Source organism: Streptomyces sp. NPDC045431 (assembly GCF_040646655.1).
GTDB lineage: Bacteria > Actinomycetota > Actinomycetes > Streptomycetales > Streptomycetaceae > Streptomyces.
Genome location: NZ_JBEZAQ010000003.1, coordinates 289,856 through 307,703 on the forward strand (window position 1 = coordinate 289,856; position 17,848 = coordinate 307,703).

Annotated in this window: 17 protein-coding genes and 2 pseudogenes; 12 read left to right on the plus strand and 7 right to left on the minus strand. The window is 73.6% G+C overall.

The annotated features are described in order from the left end of the window. Positions 1-23 precede the first annotated feature (23 nt). Genes AB0A69_RS09890 through AB0A69_RS09910 form a run of 5 tightly spaced genes read left to right on the plus strand, consistent with a single transcriptional unit; the run spans position 24 to position 3,663 of the window. Positions 24-1,601 (plus strand): 4-coumarate--CoA ligase family protein, encoded by a 1,578-nt coding sequence (locus AB0A69_RS09890; protein ID WP_361417708.1) that lies wholly within the window; start codon positions 24-26, stop codon positions 1,599-1,601. After that, entirely contained in the window at positions 1,598-2,335 is a 738-nt protein-coding gene (locus AB0A69_RS09895) for an enoyl-CoA hydratase family protein (protein ID WP_361417711.1), read from the plus strand. Before AB0A69_RS09890 ends, AB0A69_RS09895 begins: the two co-directional genes overlap by 4 nt. Then, a complete protein-coding gene (locus AB0A69_RS09900; protein ID WP_361417714.1) occupies positions 2,323-2,949 on the plus strand; it encodes a TetR/AcrR family transcriptional regulator in 627 nt (208 codons plus the stop codon). Before AB0A69_RS09895 ends, AB0A69_RS09900 begins: the two co-directional genes overlap by 13 nt. 59 nt (positions 2,950-3,008) lie before the next feature. Continuing rightward, entirely contained in the window at positions 3,009-3,278 is a 270-nt protein-coding gene (locus AB0A69_RS09905; protein ID WP_361417717.1) for a hypothetical protein, read from the plus strand. After that, entirely contained in the window at positions 3,262-3,663 is a 402-nt protein-coding gene (locus AB0A69_RS09910; RefSeq protein ID WP_361417720.1) for a PIN domain-containing protein, read from the plus strand. Before AB0A69_RS09905 ends, AB0A69_RS09910 begins: the two co-directional genes overlap by 17 nt. A 71-nt stretch (positions 3,664-3,734) precedes the next feature. On the opposite strand, the gene AB0A69_RS09915 is transcribed toward AB0A69_RS09910, so the two are convergent. Then, positions 3,735-4,835, minus strand: coding sequence for a citrate synthase 2 (locus AB0A69_RS09915; RefSeq protein ID WP_361417723.1), 1,101 nt, complete (start codon positions 4,833-4,835; stop codon positions 3,735-3,737). A gap of 267 nt (positions 4,836-5,102) precedes the next feature. Here AB0A69_RS09915 and pdxH point away from each other — a divergent pair, with 267 nt between their 5' ends. Further along, positions 5,103-5,780, plus strand: coding sequence for a pyridoxamine 5'-phosphate oxidase (pdxH, locus tag AB0A69_RS09920; RefSeq protein WP_361417726.1), 678 nt, complete (start codon positions 5,103-5,105; stop codon positions 5,778-5,780). Between the two features lie 24 nt (positions 5,781-5,804). Here the strand turns inward: pdxH and AB0A69_RS09925 are convergent, their stop codons facing one another. Beyond that, positions 5,805-6,173 carry a hypothetical protein gene (locus AB0A69_RS09925; protein WP_361417729.1) on the minus strand — a complete coding sequence of 123 codons (369 nt, stop codon included), beginning with the start codon at positions 6,171-6,173 and terminating at the stop codon, positions 5,805-5,807. Positions 6,174-6,618: 445 nt separating this feature from the next. Here AB0A69_RS09925 and AB0A69_RS09930 point away from each other — a divergent pair, with 445 nt between their 5' ends. Next, entirely contained in the window at positions 6,619-7,959 is a 1,341-nt protein-coding gene (locus AB0A69_RS09930) for a PAS domain-containing protein (protein ID WP_361417732.1), read from the plus strand. 53 nt (positions 7,960-8,012) lie between these two features. Here the strand turns inward: AB0A69_RS09930 and AB0A69_RS09935 are convergent. Continuing rightward, positions 8,013-8,201, minus strand: a pseudogene (locus tag AB0A69_RS09935) (ABC transporter permease); the annotation flags it as partial. Between AB0A69_RS09935 and AB0A69_RS09940 the strand changes: the two are divergent. Beyond that, positions 8,194-8,343 (plus strand): annotated as a pseudogene (locus AB0A69_RS09940) (ATP-binding protein); the annotation flags it as partial. The pseudogenes AB0A69_RS09935 and AB0A69_RS09940 overlap by 8 nt on opposite strands. A gap of 80 nt (positions 8,344-8,423) precedes the next feature. On the opposite strand, the gene AB0A69_RS09945 reads toward AB0A69_RS09940, so the two are convergent. Beyond that, positions 8,424-9,179 (minus strand): SIS domain-containing protein, encoded by a 756-nt coding sequence (locus AB0A69_RS09945; RefSeq protein WP_361417735.1) that lies wholly within the window; start codon positions 9,177-9,179, stop codon positions 8,424-8,426. 160 nt (positions 9,180-9,339) lie between these two features. On the opposite strand from AB0A69_RS09945, the gene AB0A69_RS09950 reads away from it, so the two are divergent. Further along, complete coding sequence (locus AB0A69_RS09950) at positions 9,340-10,032, plus strand: metal-dependent transcriptional regulator (protein ID WP_355355346.1); 693 nt, start codon at positions 9,340-9,342, stop codon at positions 10,030-10,032. A gap of 460 nt (positions 10,033-10,492) precedes the next feature. Continuing rightward, the gene (locus AB0A69_RS09955) at positions 10,493-11,362 is read left to right on the plus strand and encodes an alpha/beta hydrolase (RefSeq protein WP_361417738.1); all 870 of its coding nucleotides are present in this window, start codon (positions 10,493-10,495) and stop codon (positions 11,360-11,362) included. Here AB0A69_RS09955 and AB0A69_RS09960 read toward each other — a convergent pair. The 3 genes from AB0A69_RS09960 to AB0A69_RS09970 form a co-directional block, all read right to left on the minus strand. Then, positions 11,359-12,948, minus strand: a complete 1,590-nt coding sequence (locus AB0A69_RS09960; protein WP_361417741.1) for a transporter — start codon at positions 12,946-12,948, stop codon at positions 11,359-11,361. The two genes, AB0A69_RS09955 and AB0A69_RS09960, sit on opposite strands and share 4 nt — an antisense overlap. Then, the gene (locus AB0A69_RS09965; RefSeq protein ID WP_361417744.1) at positions 12,945-13,739 is read right to left on the minus strand and encodes an ABC transporter ATP-binding protein; all 795 of its coding nucleotides are present in this window, start codon (positions 13,737-13,739) and stop codon (positions 12,945-12,947) included. The genes AB0A69_RS09960 and AB0A69_RS09965 overlap by 4 nt, the downstream gene beginning before the upstream one ends. Before the next feature lie 108 nt (positions 13,740-13,847). Continuing rightward, on the minus strand, positions 13,848-14,525 hold the full coding sequence (locus AB0A69_RS09970) for a bifunctional DNA primase/polymerase (protein WP_361417747.1): 678 nt from the start codon (positions 14,523-14,525) through the stop codon (positions 13,848-13,850). Positions 14,526-14,875: 350 nt separating this feature from the next. Between AB0A69_RS09970 and AB0A69_RS09975 the strand changes: the two genes are divergently transcribed. Continuing rightward, positions 14,876-16,258, plus strand: coding sequence for a transcriptional regulator (locus AB0A69_RS09975; protein ID WP_361417750.1), 1,383 nt, complete (start codon positions 14,876-14,878; stop codon positions 16,256-16,258). A 134-nt stretch (positions 16,259-16,392) separates the two neighbouring features. Further along, positions 16,393-17,829 carry a hypothetical protein gene (locus tag AB0A69_RS09980; RefSeq protein WP_361417753.1) on the plus strand — a complete coding sequence of 479 codons (1,437 nt, stop codon included), beginning with the start codon at positions 16,393-16,395 and terminating at the stop codon, positions 17,827-17,829. Positions 17,830-17,848 lie beyond the last annotated feature (19 nt).

Below are 17,848 nucleotides of genomic sequence, written 5' to 3' on the forward strand. Positions count from 1 at the left end.
CGCCGTACCGACAGGAGCCGTTGATGGTGTTCCACAGCGAGTACGCGGACGTCCCGACCCTGTCCCTCCCCATCCACGACGCCGTCCTGGACAACGCCCGCGCGTACGGCGACACCGTCGCCCTCGTCGACGGCGCGGGCGAGCTGACCGTCACGTACGCCCAGCTCGACACGTACCACCGCCGCATCGCCGCCGCGCTCGCGGAGGCGGGCGTACGCAAGGGCGACGTGCTGGCGCTGCACAGCCCGAACACCGTCGTCTACCCGGCCGTCTTCTACGCGGCGACGCGCGCCGGCGCGTCCGTCACCACCCTCCACCCGCTGGCGACGGCCGAGGAGGTCGCCAAGCAGCTGCGGGACTCCGGCGCCCGCTGGGTCGTCACCGTCTCGCCGCTCCTGGAGACGGCCCGGCGCGCCGCGCGCGGAACGGACGTCCGCGAGATCTTCGTCTGCGACCAGGCGGAAGGGCACCGCTCCGTCCTGGACATGCTGGGCTCGACGGCGCCGGAACCGTCCGTCGCGATCGACCCGGACGAGGACGTCGCCGTGCTGCCGTACTCCTCCGGCACGACCGGCGTCCCCAAGGGCGTCATGCTCACCCACCGCTCGATCGCCACCAACCTGGCGCAGCTGGACCCGCTGGTGCCGGTGGGGCCCGGCCACCGGATCCTCGCCGTCCTGCCGTTCTTCCACATCTACGGCCTGACGGCGCTGATGAACGCGCCGCTGCGGCACGGCGCCACCGTGGTCGTGCTGCCGCGCTTCGATCTGGAGCAGTTCCTCGGGACGATCGAGAAGCACCGCGTCAACGGCCTGTACGTGGCCCCGCGGGTGGTCCTCGCGCTCGCCAGGCACCCGGCGGTCACGCGCTACGACCTGTCGTCGCTGGAGTACGTCCTCAGCGCCGCCGCCCCGCTCGACGGGCACCTCGCCCGGGCCTGCGCGGCGCGGCTCGGGCTGCCACCCGTACGGCAGGCGTACGGCATGACGGAGCTGTCGCCCGCCACGCACGTGGTGCCGCTGACGGCCCCCGACGCCCCACCGGGCGCCGTCGGCAAGCTGCTGCCGAGCACCGAGATGCGGATCGTGTCCCTCGACGACCCCGGCAAGGACCTGGGCGCGGGGGAGGAGGGCGAGATCTGGATCCGGGGGCCGCAGGTGATGAAGGGCTACCTGGGCCGTCCGGACGCGACGGCCGCGATGGTCGACGCGGAGGGATGGCTGCACACCGGCGACGTGGGGCGCGTCGACGCCGACGGCTGGCTGTACGTCGTCGACCGCGTCAAGGAGCTGATCAAGTACAAGGGCTTCCAGGTCGCGCCGGCCGAACTGGAGGCGCTGCTGCTGACGCACGAGGGCATCGCGGACGCGGCGGTGATCGGCGTGTACGACGAGGACGGCGACGAGGTGCCGAAGGCGTACGTCGTACGGCGGCCGGGCGCCACGGAACCGACGGCAGGCGAGGTCATGGCCTTCGTGGCCGGCAAGGTCGCCCCGTACAAGAAGATCCGGCGGGTCGAGTTCATCGAGGGCGTGCCGAGGGCGGCGTCGGGGAAGATCCTCCGCCGGGAACTGAGGGAGAGGGAACGGGAGGGCGCATGACGAGCCTCGTCACCACCGCGCACGAGCGCGGCATCACCACCCTGACGCTGGACTCCCCGGACAACCGCAACGCGCTGTCCGCGCGGGTCGTCGGCGAGCTGGCGGAGGCGCTGGACGCCTGCGGCAAGGACCCGGCGGTCCGGGCGGTGGTGCTCACGCACGCGGGGCCGACGTTCAGCGCGGGCGCCGACCTGAAGGCGCCGCCCAGCCCGTACACCTTCGTGGCGCTGCTGCGGGCGATCGTGGAGCTGCCCAAGCCGGTGGTGGCGCGCGTGACCGGGCACGTACGGGCCGGCGGGCTGGGTCTGGTGGGCGCGTGCGACATCGTGGCGGCCGCGCCGGAGGCGGACTTCGCGCTCACGGAGGCCCGCCTCGGGGTGGCGCCGGCCGTCATCTCGCTGACGCTGCTGCCGCGCCTCGACCCGGCGGCCGCGAGCCGGTACTACCTGACGGGCGAGCGGTTCGACGCGGCGGAGGCGGCCCGGATCGGCCTGGTGACCGTCGTCGGGGAGGACGTGGACCGCGCGCTCACGCCCGTGCTGGACGGGCTGCGGCGGGCGTCGCCGCAGGGGCTGGCGGAGAGCAAGCGGCTGGTCACGGCTAGGGTGCTGGAAACTTTCGAGCGCGACGCGGAGGATCTCGTCCAGCGCTCGGCCTCGCTCTTCGCCTCGGCGGAGGCCCGCGAGGGGATGACGGCCTTCCTGGAGCGACGGGACGCTGCATGGGTGTTGTGACCACCGGTACGACCGCTACCACCGCCGCGAAGGCGCCGAACGCTTCGAAGGCGCCGAAGCAGGACCGCAGCCGGGCCACCCGGCAGCGGCTCCTGGAGGCGGCCGTGGCCTGCCTGGCCGAGCGCGGCTGGGCGGGCTCGACCGTCTCCGTCGTCGCCGAACGCGCCGGTGTCTCGCGCGGCGCCGCCCAGCACCACTTCCCGACCCGGGAGGACCTCTTCACGGCGGCCGTCGAGTACGTCGCCGAGGAGCGCTCCCAGGCCCTGCGCGCCCTGCCCGTGCAGGGCCGCGCGGCGGTCGTCGCGGCCCTGGTGGACCTCTACACGGGCCCCCTGTTCCGGGCGGCCCTGCACCTGTGGGTGGCCGCCTCCAACGAGGAGCAGCTGCGCGCCCGCGTGACCGAACTGGAGGCCAAGGTCGGCCGCGAGACCCACCGCATCGCGGTCGAGCTTCTCGCCGCCGACGAGTCCCGCCCCGGCGTCCGCGAGACGGTCCAGGGCTTCCTGGACATGGCCCGCGGCCTCGGCCTCGCCAACCTGCTGACCGACGACCGGGCCCGACGGGACCGGGTGGTGGCGCAGTGGGGGAAGCTGCTGGACGAGGTGCTGGGCTGACGGGAGAGTTCACCCGATCGTGCATATCGCGGTATGCGCGCCTCCGGTAGGCTTGTCGCATGGCTGAGACCACACGCATCACCGTGACGCTCCCCAGTGCCCTGGTGGAGATACTGAAGAAGTCGACGGACAACGTGTCCGGTTTCGTGGCGGAGGCCGTGGCCGAACGGGTGAGGCACGACCTGCTGGGTGAGGAGCTGCGGCTCTATCAGGAAGAGTACGGCGCCTTCACCGAGGAGGAACTCGCTGAGGCACGCGCGGAGATCTTCGGGGAGCTCGATGCCGACGCCGACACCACTCTGCGAGGGCGGCTTGAGCGACCACGTTAGTTCCGTCGTCCTGGACTCGGAGGGACTGTCGGCCTGGATCGCCCGGGACCGGAAAGTCACGACGAAGATCCAGGTCTTCTACGACGTGGGCGCCAGGCTCGTGGTCTGCGCCAACACCATCGTCGAGGTGATGTACGACGGTGTGAACCTCCCGCGCCTCCAGTGGCTGTTGTCCCGCTGCAAGGTCGAGCCCGTCACCGAGCAGTCCGCCAAGGCCGCCGCCCGGCTGCTCAAGGAAACCGGCCTGCACGGCCACAAGTACGCCATCGACGCCACGGTCGCCGAGATGGCGCGGCGCCAGCCGGGCCCGGTCATGATGATGACGTCGGACATCGACGACATGTCCCGCCTCTGCGGTGACCGTGTCCGGCTCATCAGCCTCTGAGCCCGCGTACGTACGCGAACGGCGCCGGCCCCCGCGCGGGGGCCGGCGCCGTCGCCGTATCGGTACCGGCGTCAGCCGGTGATGTCGTCGAAACCGGCGATCTCGCGCGGGCTGCGCGGGCCCGGGCCCACGTAGCGGGCGGAGGGGCGGACCAGGCGGCCGGTGCGCTTCTGCTCCAGGATGTGGGCGCTCCAGCCGGCCGTGCGGGCGCAGGTGAACATGGAGGTGAACATGTGCGCCGGGACCTCCGCGAAGTCCAGCACGATCGCCGCCCAGAACTCCACGTTCGTCGCCAGGACCCGGTCCGGGCGGCGGTTGTGCAGCTCCTCCAGGGCGGCCTTCTCCAGCGCCTCCGCCACCTCGAAGCGCGGCGCGGCGAGCTCCTTGGCGGTACGGCGCAGGACGCGGGCGCGCGGGTCCTCGGCGCGGTAGACGCGGTGGCCGAAGCCCATCAGGCGCTCGCCCTTGTCGAGGGCCTGGCGGACGTACGCGCCGGCGTCACCGGTGCGCTCGATCTCCTCGATCATGCCGAGGACGCGGGACGGGGCCCCGCCGTGCAGGGGCCCGGACATGGCGCCGACGGCGCCCGAGAGGGCCGCGGCCACGTCGGCGCCCGTGGAGGCGATGACGCGGGCCGTGAAGGTGGAGGCGTTCATGCCGTGCTCGGCGGCGGACGTCCAGTACGCGTCGACGGCCTTGACGTGCTTCGGGTCCGGCTCGCCGCGCCAGCGGATCATGAACCGCTCGACGACGGACTGCGCCTTGTCGATCTCGCTCTGCGGCACCATCGGCAGGCCCTGCCCGCGCGCGCTCTGCGCGACGTACGACAGCGCCATGACGGCCGCCCGCGCGAGGTCGTCGCGGGCCTGCTCCTCGTCGATGTCGAGGAGCGGTTTCAGGCCCCACACCGGGGCGAGCATGGCGAGCGCCGACTGCACGTCGACACGGATGTCGCCGGAGTGCACCGGGATCGGGAACGGCTCGGCCGGCGGCAGACCGGGGTTGAACGCCCCGTCGACCAGCAGGCCCCACACGTTGCCGAACGAGACGGACCCGACGAGTTCCTCGATGTCGACGCCGCGGTAGCGCAGCGCACCGCCTTCCTTGTCCGGTTCGGCGATCTCCGTCTCGAACGCGACGACTCCTTCGAGTCCGGGTACGAAGTCGGACATCAGGCGGCTCCTCGTGAGGTGAGTCTTCCGGTGAGAGTTCCGGTGTGTTTTCCGGGGGTGCGGTGATACCCCGTACGGCAGGTGGTCATCCAGCACCGTCGTAGGGAGGGAACAGTGACCCAGCGCATGAGTCTGTCGGGTTCCCCCGATGCGGGGAAGCGTGACATCCGGCACACTCCGCCGAACCGGGAAGGAAGGATTAGTGGCACTGGGTGCCGGGAAGACTGGTCGGCCCGGCCTGATCCACGAGCCACCCCCTGAGGCAGGATGGCCTCTGTGACAGACGCTCTCGACCCAGCAGCTCTCGATCCCGCCGACATGCGCGAGCAGTACCGCACCGCCCAGTTCCTGGAGTCGGACCTCGCGGCCGAGCCGATGGACCAGTTCGACCGCTGGTTCAAGGAGGTGGCCGGCAGCGGGGTGATCCACGAGCCGAACGCCATGATCGTCTCCACGGCCTCGCCCGACGGCCGCCCCTCGTCGCGCACGGTGCTGCTCAAGCACTACGACGAGCGGGGCTTCGTCTTCTTCACCAACTACGGCTCCCGCAAGGGCATGGAGCTCGACACCAACCCGTACGTCTCGCTGCTGTTCCCCTGGCACCCGGTGGCCCGCCAGGTCATCGTCACCGGCGTGGCGTCCCGCGTGGGCCGCGACGAGACGGCCGCGTACTTCCGCACCCGCCCGCACGGCTCCCAACTGAGCGCCTGGGCGAGCGAGCAGTCGTCCGTGATCGCCTCGCGGGCGGAACTGCTGGCCCGCTTCGAGGAGCTCGCGGCGCGCTACCCGGAGGGCGAGCAGGTGCCGGTGCCGCCGCACTGGGGCGGCTTCCGGATCGCCCCGGAGACGGTCGAGTTCTGGCAGGGCCACGAGAACCGGCTGCACGACCGGCTGCGCTACGTCGGGCAGGACGCCTCCTGGCGCGTGGAGCGCCTCTCGCCCTGACGCGTCGACCGGGGCGGGCGCCGCTCAGGCGAAGTCGATCGCGGCCAGCACCGGGCCGCCGAAGGCCAACGCGTACTGCGCGAACACCGCCCCGCGGCGTACGGCGTGGTCCAGCGTGTCCCGCGGCGCGCACAGCGCCGCCAGGCCCACCAGGCCGGACAGCCCCATCGACCACATCGCCGCTCCGATGAGCGGGCCACTGCCGCCGTCGCCGCTGTAGGCCTGGTTCAGGACGATGACGAGGGTCGCGACGAAGGCGACGGCGAGGAGCAGGAGCCCGATTCCGGCGAAGACGCGCACGGCGCCCGTGGACGGGGCGAAGGGGTCGGCGGGGTCGGTGGTGCCGGTGGTGCCGGCTGTGGAGCCGGCGGTGTCCGCGGTCGTGTTCGTCATGGCTGCCATGCTGCCGCCCGCGCCCGGCCGCCCACACCGGGCCGCGTACTCATCTCCGCGTGCGGCTTCTACTCAGACGGAGCCAGGGAAACGACGGAGGCCGGGAAACGCAGAAGCCCGCGGGCTCTGTTCCCTCCTGGACGGAGGGGTCGGCCGGATGTGCCGACGAGCCCGCGGGCCGGTGACTGCTTGGGATTACGGCAGGAGGCCTGCCGCTTTTGCACAGAGTGCGACGACAGGCCTCAGCCCGCAGTCACCTCACGCATCCGAAAAGAAACCACTTCCGGATCACCTCCTTTCCTGTGTGCCCACACAGTAAGAACCGGTCCGGCGGCCGCACAACGCATTTTCGCGAACGGGCTGTGTCCTGGGTCACCTTCCAGTTCAATGACCGCAGGTGAGTACAGGAGAACAGGTTGGGACACGTCCTGCAGGGGGTGCCGGGATGACTGCGTCCAAGAGCGAGACGGCGACCGGTGAGCGCGGATCGGACGAGCTGCTCGCCGCGCTGCTGGACGGGATGGACGCGGCGCTCTGTGCGTTCGACGCCGACGGGGTGATCACCCACTGGAACCGCGAGGCCGAGCGGATCCTCGGCTGGACCGCCGAGGAGGCCGTCGGACGGCCCGGGCTCGGCGGGTGGGCCGCGCGGGCCGAGGACGCCGCGGAGGTGTGGGAGCGGCTGGCCGGGGTCATGCGGGCGGCCGGTCGGCAGGTGCACGAGTTCCCGCTGCTGCGCAAGGACGGCGGGCGGGTCCTTGTACGGACGCAGTCGGCCGGTGTGCGCGGCGCGGACGGCCGGCCGGCGGGGGTGTACTGCGCGTTCAGCGATGTGCACGCGCAGATCGACCTGGAGCGGTCCATCGCGCTCAGCGAGGCGCTGTTCGAGGACGCCGCCTGGGGTGTCGTGCTCGTCGACGTCGACCTGCGCCCGGCCCTGGTCAACGGGCACGCCGCCCGGGCGCTGGGCGCCGGGCGCACGGCGGTGCTGGGGCGGCCGCTGGGCGAGCTGGTGGTGCAGGGCGTGGAGGAGCTGGAGGGCGCGCTCCAGCACGTACTGGCGCAGGGCGCGCCCCGGGGGCTCGCCGAGCTGTGGGTGACGGTGCGGACGGCGGAGGGCGAGCGGCGACGGTGCTGGCGCAGCGGCTTCCTGCGGCTGGCGTCCCCGCTCGCGGAGGAGCCGGTACCGCTGGGCGTCGGCTGGCTGTTCCAGGACGTGACCGAGGACAAGCTGGCGGCACAGGAGGCCGACCGGCTGCGGTTCCGCTCCAGCCAGCTGCACCGCGCGGGCGGCGCGGCGGCGGAGTGCGAGGACCCGATGCAGGCGGCGGCCGTGTACCTGGACTTCGCGCTCGCCGGATTCGCCGACCACGTGCTGCTCGACCTCGTCGGCCCCGACCCGGCGCGGGGCGAGGGCCTCGTACGCGCCGCGGCGTCGCCCTCCGGCGCGCCCGGTCCCGTCGCCCGCGTGGCGGGCGGGGGCCTTCCCGTGCGGTACGGCCCCGGCCATCCGGCCCTCCAGGCGGTGGACCGCGCCGGTTCGGTACGGGCGAGCGCCGCGTCCGAGGCCTGGGCCGCGGAGCGCCAGTGGCCCCGGGACGCGGCTCACGCCCTCTGCATGGTCCTGCGCAGCCGGGGCCGCACGCTGGGTGTGGTGACCTTCCTCCGCTGCGCGACCAGACCGGCCTTCGAACGCCCGGACGCGGCGTACGCGGAGAGCGTGGCGGTCCGCGTGGCGGGCTCGGTGGACCTGGCGTCGGCGCTGGGGGGACGCCCGGGAGGTTGAGGCGGCTCTCCGGGGCGGGCCCGGGGGAGGGCCCGGCCGGAGAGCCCCGGCGGCTACGCCGCGTGCAGCGCCAGCGTCGGGGACAGCCGGGCCGCCCGCACCGCCGGGTAGAGGCCGGCCACCGTGCCGATCGCCAGGGTGGCGGCGAAGCCGCCGCCCACCGCCCAGGGCGGGACGACCCACGGCAGGCCGCCGGAGGCGGCGTACGCGCCCGTCGCCGCCGCGCCGGACGCGGTCCCGCTCCTCTTCGAGCCCTTCCACCACTCCGGGGGCGAGGGCGCGGGCCTGGGCCTGTCGATCGTGGAGTCGATCGCGCACGCGCACGGAGCGACGGCCACGGCCACCCCGAACCCGCCCCCGTCGGGCGGTCTGACGGTACGGGTCGCGTTCGCCCGGGAGGGCCGGGAGGGCCGGGAGGGTCGAGAGGGCCGGGAGGGCTGGGCGGGTCGAGAGGGCCGGGAGGCTCAGTGACGGAAGAAGATCCGGTCCGCGTACTCGTTCATCACGCGGCCGTTCCACTCGTGCCCGCCGTCGACGTTGCCCGACCGGAGCAGCGGCGGCTCGATGCCGCGGGCCACCAGGGCCTCGGCCGCCGCGGCCATCGCCGCCTGCATCAGCGCGCTGGTGACCACCGTGGACGCCGGCGCGAACGGCGCCTCCACGCCCTCGTGCGTGAGCTCCGCGTCGCCCACCGCGATCTTGGAGTCCAGCACGATGTCGCAGTGGTCCTTCAGGAAGGTGCCCGAGACGTGCCGGGACTTCGTCTCCTCCGCGTACGCCAACGAGGTCACACCGATGACCTTCAGGCCCAGGGCGCGCGCGTTCATCGCCATCTCCACGGGGAGGGCGTTGCGGCCGGAGAGCGAGACGACGATCAGCAGGTCGCCGGAGCGGGCCGGTGAGGCGTCCAGGACCGCGCCCGCCAGACCGTCCACGCGCTCCAGCGCGGAGCCGAGCGTGGCGGGCATGACGTCGACACCGACGACGCCCGGCACGGCGAGCAGGTTCATCAGCGCGAGCCCGCCGGCCCGGTAGACCACGTCCTGGGCGGCCAGCGAGGAGTGGCCGGCGCCGAAGGCGAAGAGGCGGCCCCCCGCGGCGACGGTGTCGGCGATGGCGGCGCCGGCGGCGGCGACGTGCTCCGCCTCCTCGTCCCGCACCCGCCGCAGCAGGTCGATCGCGGCGTCGAAGTACCGGCCGGCCAGCTTGCTCTCGCCCACGGCTCGGAGCCCCTTCTCCTCGTGCCACTCGGTCGTCCCGCGCTCACGTTGCGGTCTGGACCATTGCTCTGTCAATACCGGCTCCCCGCCTACCGAAGACGGTTGTCAGTGCGATGCGTCAGAATTGAGGCAGGGCCAGCGCACGAATCGAGGGGCATGTATGTCCGGACTGATCGACACCACGGAGATGTATCTCCGCACCATCCTCGAGCTGGAGGAGGAAGGTGTGGTGCCCATGCGCGCCCGCATCGCCGAGCGGCTCGACCAGAGCGGGCCGACCGTCAGCCAGACGGTCGCGCGCATGGAGCGCGACGGCCTGGTCACCGTGGCCGGTGACCGCCACCTGGAGCTCACGGAGGAGGGCCGCCGCCTGGCCACCCGCGTGATGCGCAAGCACCGGCTCGCCGAGTGCCTGCTCGTCGACGTGATCGGCCTGGAGTGGGAGCAGGTCCACGCGGAGGCGTGCCGCTGGGAGCACGTGATGAGCGAGGCCGTCGAGCGCCGCGTCCTGGAGCTGCTGCGCCACCCCACGGAGTCGCCGTACGGCAACCCGATCCCGGGCCTGGAGGAGCTGGGCGAGGAGGCCGGCGCGGAGGCGTTCCTCGACGAGGGCATGGTGTCTCTGGCCGAGCTCGACGCGGGCGCGGAGGGCAAGACCGTGGTGGTGCGCCGGATCGGCGAGCCGATCCAGACGGACGCCCAGCTGATGTACACGCTGCGCCGCGCGGGCGTGCAGCCCGGCTCGGTGGTCAGCGTGACGGAGTCCCCCGGCGGAGTCCTGGTCGGCAGCGGCGGCGAGGCCGCGGAGCTGGGCGCGGACGTCGCGTCTCACGTCTTCGTCGCCAAGCGCTAGGCGGCTTACCTGCGGTTACTTCCGGAATCGCAGCGCACGCACCCTTCCGCGTGCCACGCTTGGCTCGGCATATGACCTGAGGGCGTGAGCGCCGGGGCCGCGGGCCCGGGGAGGGAGCAGGTGATGCGCCGCACCGGCATCCGGGGCGCGCGGGCACGCCGCGTGCCCCGCTGGCATGGGCATACGGAAAGCCCCGGCGCCTCTCGGCGCCGGGGCCTTGCCTCCCCTGTGCTGACCCGGAGCCCCGAGCTCTCAGGGTCATCCCCCTCGGGCCGGTTTTCCCCGAGCGGCCCGCCTCCCGATGAAGATCTCCCCTCGGTTACGCCCGTCAATCCTTGAGCGGCGTCACTCGAACGAGCGGTGTTATGCCCCGGAACCCGATTTTCGAATACGAGTTCGATACTGTGGGCGTCGGTACGAGACAGCGAGACACACGAGAGAGAAGGGGGTGCCAGGACGCATGGTGCGACGCATCGACCTGACCGCGGCCGACGGCTTACGCCTCGCCGCCTGGGAGTTCGCCGACCCGCCCAAGGACCAGGCGGCGGGCGAAGCGGTCCCGGGCGTCCTGCTCCTCCACGGCCTGATGGGCCGCGCCTCGCACTGGGCCACCACCGCCCGCTGGCTCGCCGAGCGGCACCGCGCCGTCGCGCTCGACCAGCGCGGGCACGGCCGCAGCGACAAGCCCGCCGACGGCCCCTTCACCCGCGAGGCGTACGTCGCCGACGCCGCCGCCGCGATCGAGCAGCTCGGCCTGGGCCCCGCCATCCTCGTCGGCCACTCCATGGGCGCCCTCACCGCCTGGCAGCTCGCCGCCGAGCGCCCCGACCTGGTCCGCGCCCTCGTCATCTGCGACATGCGGGCCTCCGCCCTCGGTGCCGCCTCCCAGCGCGAGTGGGAGCAGTGGTTCGGCTCCTGGCCCGTCCCCTTCGCCACCCTCGCCGACGTACGCAAGTGGTTCGGCGAGGACGACCCCCGGCTGGAGCGCCCCAGCCCCGCGCGCGGTGAGTTCTTCGCCGAGGTGATGGCCGAGCGCGAGGACGGCTGGTACCCGCTCTTCTCCCGCCGCCAGATGCTCACCTCCCGCGAGACCTGGGTCCACGACGCCCACTGGGACGCGCTCGCCCAGGTCTCCTGCCCCGCCCTCGTCGTCCGGGGCCTCGACGGCGAACTCGGCCGTGCGGAGGCGCAGGAGATGGTCCGCGTCCTGCCCCACGGCCAGTACGCCGAGGTGCCCGACGCCGGCCACCTCCTCCATTACGACCGCCCGGACGCCTGGCGCGCGGTGCTGGAGCCCTTCCTCGCCGGGCTCGGCCCCGGCGCCGGCTAGCCCTTGCTGACCGCGGCCAGGATCTCCGGCAGGCGCTCCGCCGTGCGCGGCGCCGCCAGCCGCACCCCCGCCCAGGTGAGCAGGGCCCCCCACGCGACGCCCAGCGGCAGCAGCAGCCACAGCCAGGACGCGGCGCCGGTGACGTGCAGCGTGACCGTGAGCGCGATCAGCGGCGCGCTGAGCACCGTCGCCGCGAGCATGCCGCCCAGCAGCGACATCCACGCCAGCCCCGCCTGCCCCGGCGCCACGTTCTTGTAGCCGCTGTCCTGCGGGATCGAGTACGGGAAGCGGGCCGACGCCAGCGCGCCCGTGCCCAGCATCGCGCCCAGCACCCCGAAGGACAGGCCCAACGCCTCCGGCAGCACGGCCCAGTCGCCCAGGATCGCGGCCGTCACGGCCGTCACCAGCACCACGTACGGAACGGTGATCAGCAGCAGCGCGGCGGCGCGCGCCCGCAGCTCCTCGTAGGCGTCCCGCGTCGAGGAGATCGCCATCGCCACCATCCAGAAGGCGGAGGTGTCCTGCCCGAACTGGTTGTACATCTGGATGCCGAGCATCGCGGCCGCGAGGCACGCCAAGTAGACCGAGCCCGTGCCCTGCAGGGCGTTGAACAGCGGCACGATGAGGCCGATCGCCAAAGAGGTCACCCACGCCGCCTTGGTCTTCGGGTCCCGCCACACATAGCGCAGGCTCCGCTGCATCACCGTGCCCGTACGCCCCTCGGGCCACAGCCGCGTCGAAGACCCCGCCGAAGCCGCCGACTCGCGGCGCGACGGGCGCGAGGCCGCCGCCAGCGTCGAGCCGTCCGGCGCCGTCATCAGCCGCACCAGGCTGCGCCGCCACCCGTACACCAGGCCGGCCAGTGCGGCCACGGCCAGCAGCAGCCCGGCCGCCGCCTCCCCGTACGCGCCCTCGCCCGCCGACTCCACCGCGCCGACCGCCGACGCCGGCGGGACCCACCGCACCACCTCCGCGAGCGGCTCCAGCTCCGCGAGGCCGCCCGACCGACTGAGCCGCTGCGCCCCGAAGTTGACGACCTGGGCGCCCACCGCGATCAGCAGGCCGCTCAGCACCGCCAGGTCCCGCCCCCGGCGCGAGGTCAGCAGCCGGATGTTCGCCGCCGCGACCGCCCGCGCCAACGCCACGCACACCAGCAGCACCAGGGGTACGGCCAGCACCGCCACCACCACGGCGGCCGCGCCGTGCGCCAACGCGAGCCCCGCGCCGACCGCCAGACACAGCGTGAACAGCGGACCGATGCCCACCAGCGACGACACCAGCAGCGCCCGCACCAGCGACGCCGGCCGCAGCGGCAGCATCACCAGCCGCGTCGGATCGAGCGTCTCGTCACCGCCCGGGAAGAACAGCGGCGCCACCGCCCACCCCAGCGCCAGCAACGCCGTCAGCGGCACGACCACCGCGGCCGCCTGCGCGTGCCCGCGCAGCAGCACCAGTCCGAGCAGCAGCCCCGCCGCGCACACCAGCGTCAGCACCATCGACGTGACGTACACGGCCGTGCGCCCCGCCGACTGCCGCAGCCCGTTGCGCAGCAGCGACAGCTTCAGCCGTACGAAGACCGAGATCACCGGCCACCGCCCAGCCAGTCGAGCGACTCGCCCGCGTCCCGCCCCTGCGCGCCCACCAGTTCCAGGAACGCGGCCTGGAGGGACGGCGCTTCGCCGCGTACCTCGGCGAGCGTGCCCTGGGCGCGGATCCGGCCGGCCGCCATCACCGCGACCCAGTCGCAGAGCGACTCCACCAGCTCCATCACATGGCTGGAGAACACCACCGTCGCGCCGGAGGCGGTGTACCGCTCCAGCACCCCCCGGATCGTCTGCGCCGACACCGGGTCGACGCCCTCGAACGGCTCGTCGAGGAAGAGCACCTCGGGGTTGTGCAGCAGCGCCGCCGCCAGGCCGATCTTCTTGCGCATCCCGGTCGAGTAGTCCACGACCAGCTTGTGCTGGGAACCCGCCAGGTCGAGCACGTCCAGCAGTTGGGCGGCCCGCTTGTCCACCTCGTCCCCCGGCAGCCCCCGCAGCCGCCCGGTGTACGCGAGGAGCTCACGGCCCGACAGCCGCTCGAACAGCCGCAGCCCCTCGGGCAGCACACCGATCCGCGCCTTCACCTCGACCGGGTCGCGCCACACGTCGTGCCCGGCCACCTCCACCCGGCCCTGATCGGGCCGCAGCAGCCCCGTCACCATGGACAGCGTCGTGGTCTTCCCCGCGCCGTTCGGCCCCACGAGCCCGATGAACCGGCCCGCGGGCAGCAGCAGATCGATCCCGGCCACGGCGACGTGGTCGCCGAACCTCTTCCACAGACCCTCGACCCGCACGGCGGGCGCGGCGCCCCTCATCTCGTCGTCGTCCGGCATGGTCACTGCCTTCCGTAGTCCCCGTATGTACGTACCTGTTGGCAACGGGGTCAGCCTACGGACGGGGCCCGGGCCGGCGCAGGGGCGGAGACCGGCAGTTTCCGCTGGTCAGGCCTTCCGGGAGCGGGCAGCGGCCGCCTCGCGCCCACACGCGTACGCCAGCGGGCTGATGAGCTCCTCGGCGTCGGGCAGCCAGCGGTTGGCGGGCGTCGGCCGGCGGGCCCACTGCACCGCGCCGTGGCCGCCGACCCGGGTCGGCGGGGCCGCGACGTAGCTCCCCTCACCCATCGCGACGAGGTCGATGGAGGTGGGCGACCAGCCCAGCTTCCGTACGAGATCGGCCGCCTTGCCCGCGCCGCCCGGCAGGACGAAGAACTGCATCCGGCGGTTCGGCGTGCAGGTCACCGGGCCGAGCGTGAGGTCCATCCGCTCCATCCGCGCCAGCGCCAGGAACCCCGCCGCCTCCGGCACGTCCAGCGCGTCGAAGGTCCGCCCCGTCGGCAGCAGGATCGACGCCCGGGGCTGCTTCCCCCACATGCGGCGCGCCGCGACGGCGCTGCCCGTCGCCTGCGTCGCCCAGTCCGGCCGGGCCGGGTGCGCGCCCGGCGCGGGGCAGGCGGCCTCGCCGCACGAGCACCGCTCCGTACCGTCCACCGGCTCCAGCCAGGTGCCGGGGAACACCTCCCAGTGCCGCTCTTCCGCGTACCGCACGGCGACGTCCAGCAGCTGCTCGCCTCGCTGCAGGGGGATCCGCGCGGCGTCCGTGACTCCGATGGTCTCTTCCACGGACAGCTCAACTACCGGTCAACCGGGGGGTTACGGGGCGCGGGCGGGGAGGCGGAGGAGCATCGATTCGGCATCCGGGGCGCATGGATGCACGACCGGGGGCGCGCGGGAGGGCCGGGAGCGGGCGGCGGGTAGCCACAGTCGGTGGGAGCCGTGCCATACATATGGCAATCTCCTGTCATTGCAAGGTATTGCACGTCATTGCATGGCAATGCGCGTCATTGACCGGCATTGCATGGCATGACGCCTGTCTCGGCACAAGGCAGCGATCCGACGTCAACTTCTGCATTCTTCGCATATCAGCCGGGCAGTGATCAACGGACTGATCACCGGCGCAACAGGGGGTAGTCATGGCAGCGAGGCCGCTCGTCGCCCGTCAGCCGAACGAACGGCTGCAGGCTCTCATCCAGGAAGCGGGGTGTTCCAACGCCGGGCTCGCCCGCCGCGTCAACATGGTCGGGCAGGAGCGCGGACTCGATCTGCGGTACGACAAGACCTCGGTGGCGCGCTGGCTGCGCGGCCAGCAGCCGCGCGGGCGGGCCCCCGGCATCATCGCCGAGGCGCTGGGCCGCAAGCTGGGCCGCACGGTCACGATCGACGAGATCGGCATGGCCAACGGCAGGCACCTCGCCTCCGGTGTGGGCCTGCAGTTCGCGCCCACGGTGCTCGGCGCCATCGAGCAGGTCTGCGAGCTGTGGCGCAGCGACGTGGGCCGGCGCGACTTCCTGTCCGGTTCGACGGTCGCCGCCTCCGCGCTGGTCGAGCCGAGCCGCGACTGGCTCATCACGGGCGCCGACGCCCATGTGGCGCGGCAGACCGGGGCGCGGGTCGGGACGTCCGACGTCGAGGCGGTACGGGCGATGACGGACGCGCTGGTGGAGCTGGACCACCGCTTCGGCAGCGGGCACGTACGGCCCGTGGTCGTGCACTACCTCAACAGCGTGGTGTCCGGGCTGCTCTCGGGCTCGTACCGGGACGCCGTCGGGCGGCAACTCTTCGGCGCGGTTGCCCGGTTGACGGAGCTCGCCGGGTACATGGCGGTGGACACCGGTCAGCCGGGGCTGGCCCAGCGGTACTACATCCAGGCCCTGCGGCTCGCGCAGGCGGCGGGGGACCGCGGGTACGGCGGGTACGTACTGGCCGCGTCCATGAGCCACTTGGCGGCCCAGCTGGGCAACCCGCGGGAGATCGCCCAGCTGGCGCGGGCCGCGCAGGAGGGGGCGCGCGGGCACGTGCCGCCGCGGGCGGAGGCGATGTTCCTGGCGGCGGAGGCGCGCGGGCACGCGCTGCTCGGCGACGCGCGCACCTGCGAGGAGGTGGTGGGCCGGGCGGTGGCCGCGCTGGACCGGGCCGACCCGGAGGCGGGCGACGACCCGGCGTGGATCGCGCACTTCGACCACGCGTACCTCGCCGACGAACTGGCGCACTGCTACCGGGACCTGGGGCGCCCGGCGGAGGCGGCACGGGCCGCGGGCGACGCGCTCGACGGGCACCCGGAGTCGCGGGCGCGGCGGCGCGCCATCGGCCTGGTCCTGCTGGCCACGGCCGAGCTCCAGCAGCGTGAGGTCGAACAGGCCTGCCACACGGGCACGCGCGCCGCGCAGTTGCTCGGCACGCTGCGCTCGACGCGCGGCGCGGAGTACCTGGAGGACCTCCAGCACCGGCTGGAGCCGTACGCGGACGAGCCGGCGGTCCGTGAATTCGGCGCGCGACTGGAGCTCCAGGCGGCCTGACGCCCGCCCGGCACCACGGCTTAACAGCGTCCGCGAAAGGGTTCTTGTTACTGCCGCCACACAGGTGTGCGCGGGCCGGGAGTCACCCGGTAGCGTGAACCGACGATTCCGTAGGTACACACGTAGGAGTCCCGGTGACGCAGAGCGGACAGGGTCAGGAGCCGCACCTTCCGGCGGCGCGGCCCGCGCACGAAGGTGTCGTGCTGCCCGCCGAGGGCAGCCAGACCTGGGGCGCGGGCCAGGGTCCGGGGCAGGCGGGTGCGGGACCGGCCGGGGGCCAGCCGTGGGGCGGCCCCTGGGGCCCGCCGGGCGGCGGGCAGGAGGCTCCTCCGCAGGCGCAGCAGCCGGGGCCCCAGCACCAGCCGCCGCAGCAGCAGCCCGGGGCGTACCAGCCGGGGCCGTACCAGCAGCAGCACCAGCAGTACCCGCCGCAGCAGCACCAGCAGCACCAGCAGCACCAGCCGCAGCACCCGCTGCCGCCACAGCAGCACCAGCCGCCGCAGCCGCCTCAGCCGCAGCCGCAGTACGGCACGGTCGCGCAGCCGCTGCCACCGGAGATGCCCGCCCGCGGGGCCTCCGACGCCGACGCCACGCAGTACATACCGCCCGTCGCCCGGCCGATGCCGCCCGCCGGGCCCGACGCCGAGGCGACGGCGTACCTGCCGCCCGTCCCGCCGCAGCCGTCCGGCGCGCCGTACGGCATCCGGCCCGGGACGCCCGACGAGCGGCAGCCGCCCGCCGAGTTCGACAACCTCTTCCGCGACGACGCGGGCGCGGCCGCCACGCAGCACATGCCGCAGCAGCAGTACCCGCGGACACCCGCGTACCAGCAGCCCGCGCAGCACACGCCGCACCCGCAACACCAGCAGCACGCGCAGCACCAGCCGCCGTACCAGGAGGCGTACGACGAGCCGCGGCCCGCGTCGCGGCGGCGGCCGAAGGTGATGCTCATCGCCGGAGTCGTCGTCGGCTGCGCGGTCGTCGGGCTCGGCGCCGGGGCGCTGCTCAGTGGCGGTGGCGGCGACGCGGGCGGCGGCACGGGTGACCACACCAGCGTCGCCGGGGCCACGTCACCCGCGCCCGCCGACGGCAGCGCCCCCGAGGCCGCCGCCGACCCGGTCAAGGAGCAGGCCGAGGCGCTCGACAAGCTGCTCGCCGAGAGCAGCGACAGCCGGGGCGCGGTGATCCGTTCCGTCGAGAACATCAAGCGGTGCGACAAGCTCGACCAGGCCGCCAGCGACCTGCGCGGTGCCGCGAGCCAGCGCCGGGGGCTGGTGACCAAGCTCCAGGGGCTCAAGGTCGACAAGCTGCCCGACCACGCCGCGCTGACCGCCGCCCTCACCAAGGCGTGGCAGGCGTCCGCGTCCGCTGACGACCACTACGCGACCTGGGCGACACAGGTGAAGGACAAGAAGGGCTGCAAGGACGGCCGCGCGCGCAACACCGCGCAGACCGCCCAGGCCAACGTGGCCAGCGGGGAGGCCACGGCCGCCAAGCGGCAGGCCTCCGGCCTCTGGAACAAGATCGCTGCCACCTACGGCCTGACCGCGCGCCAGCCCGAGCAGCTCTGAGCGGTCGTCAGGGAGCGGC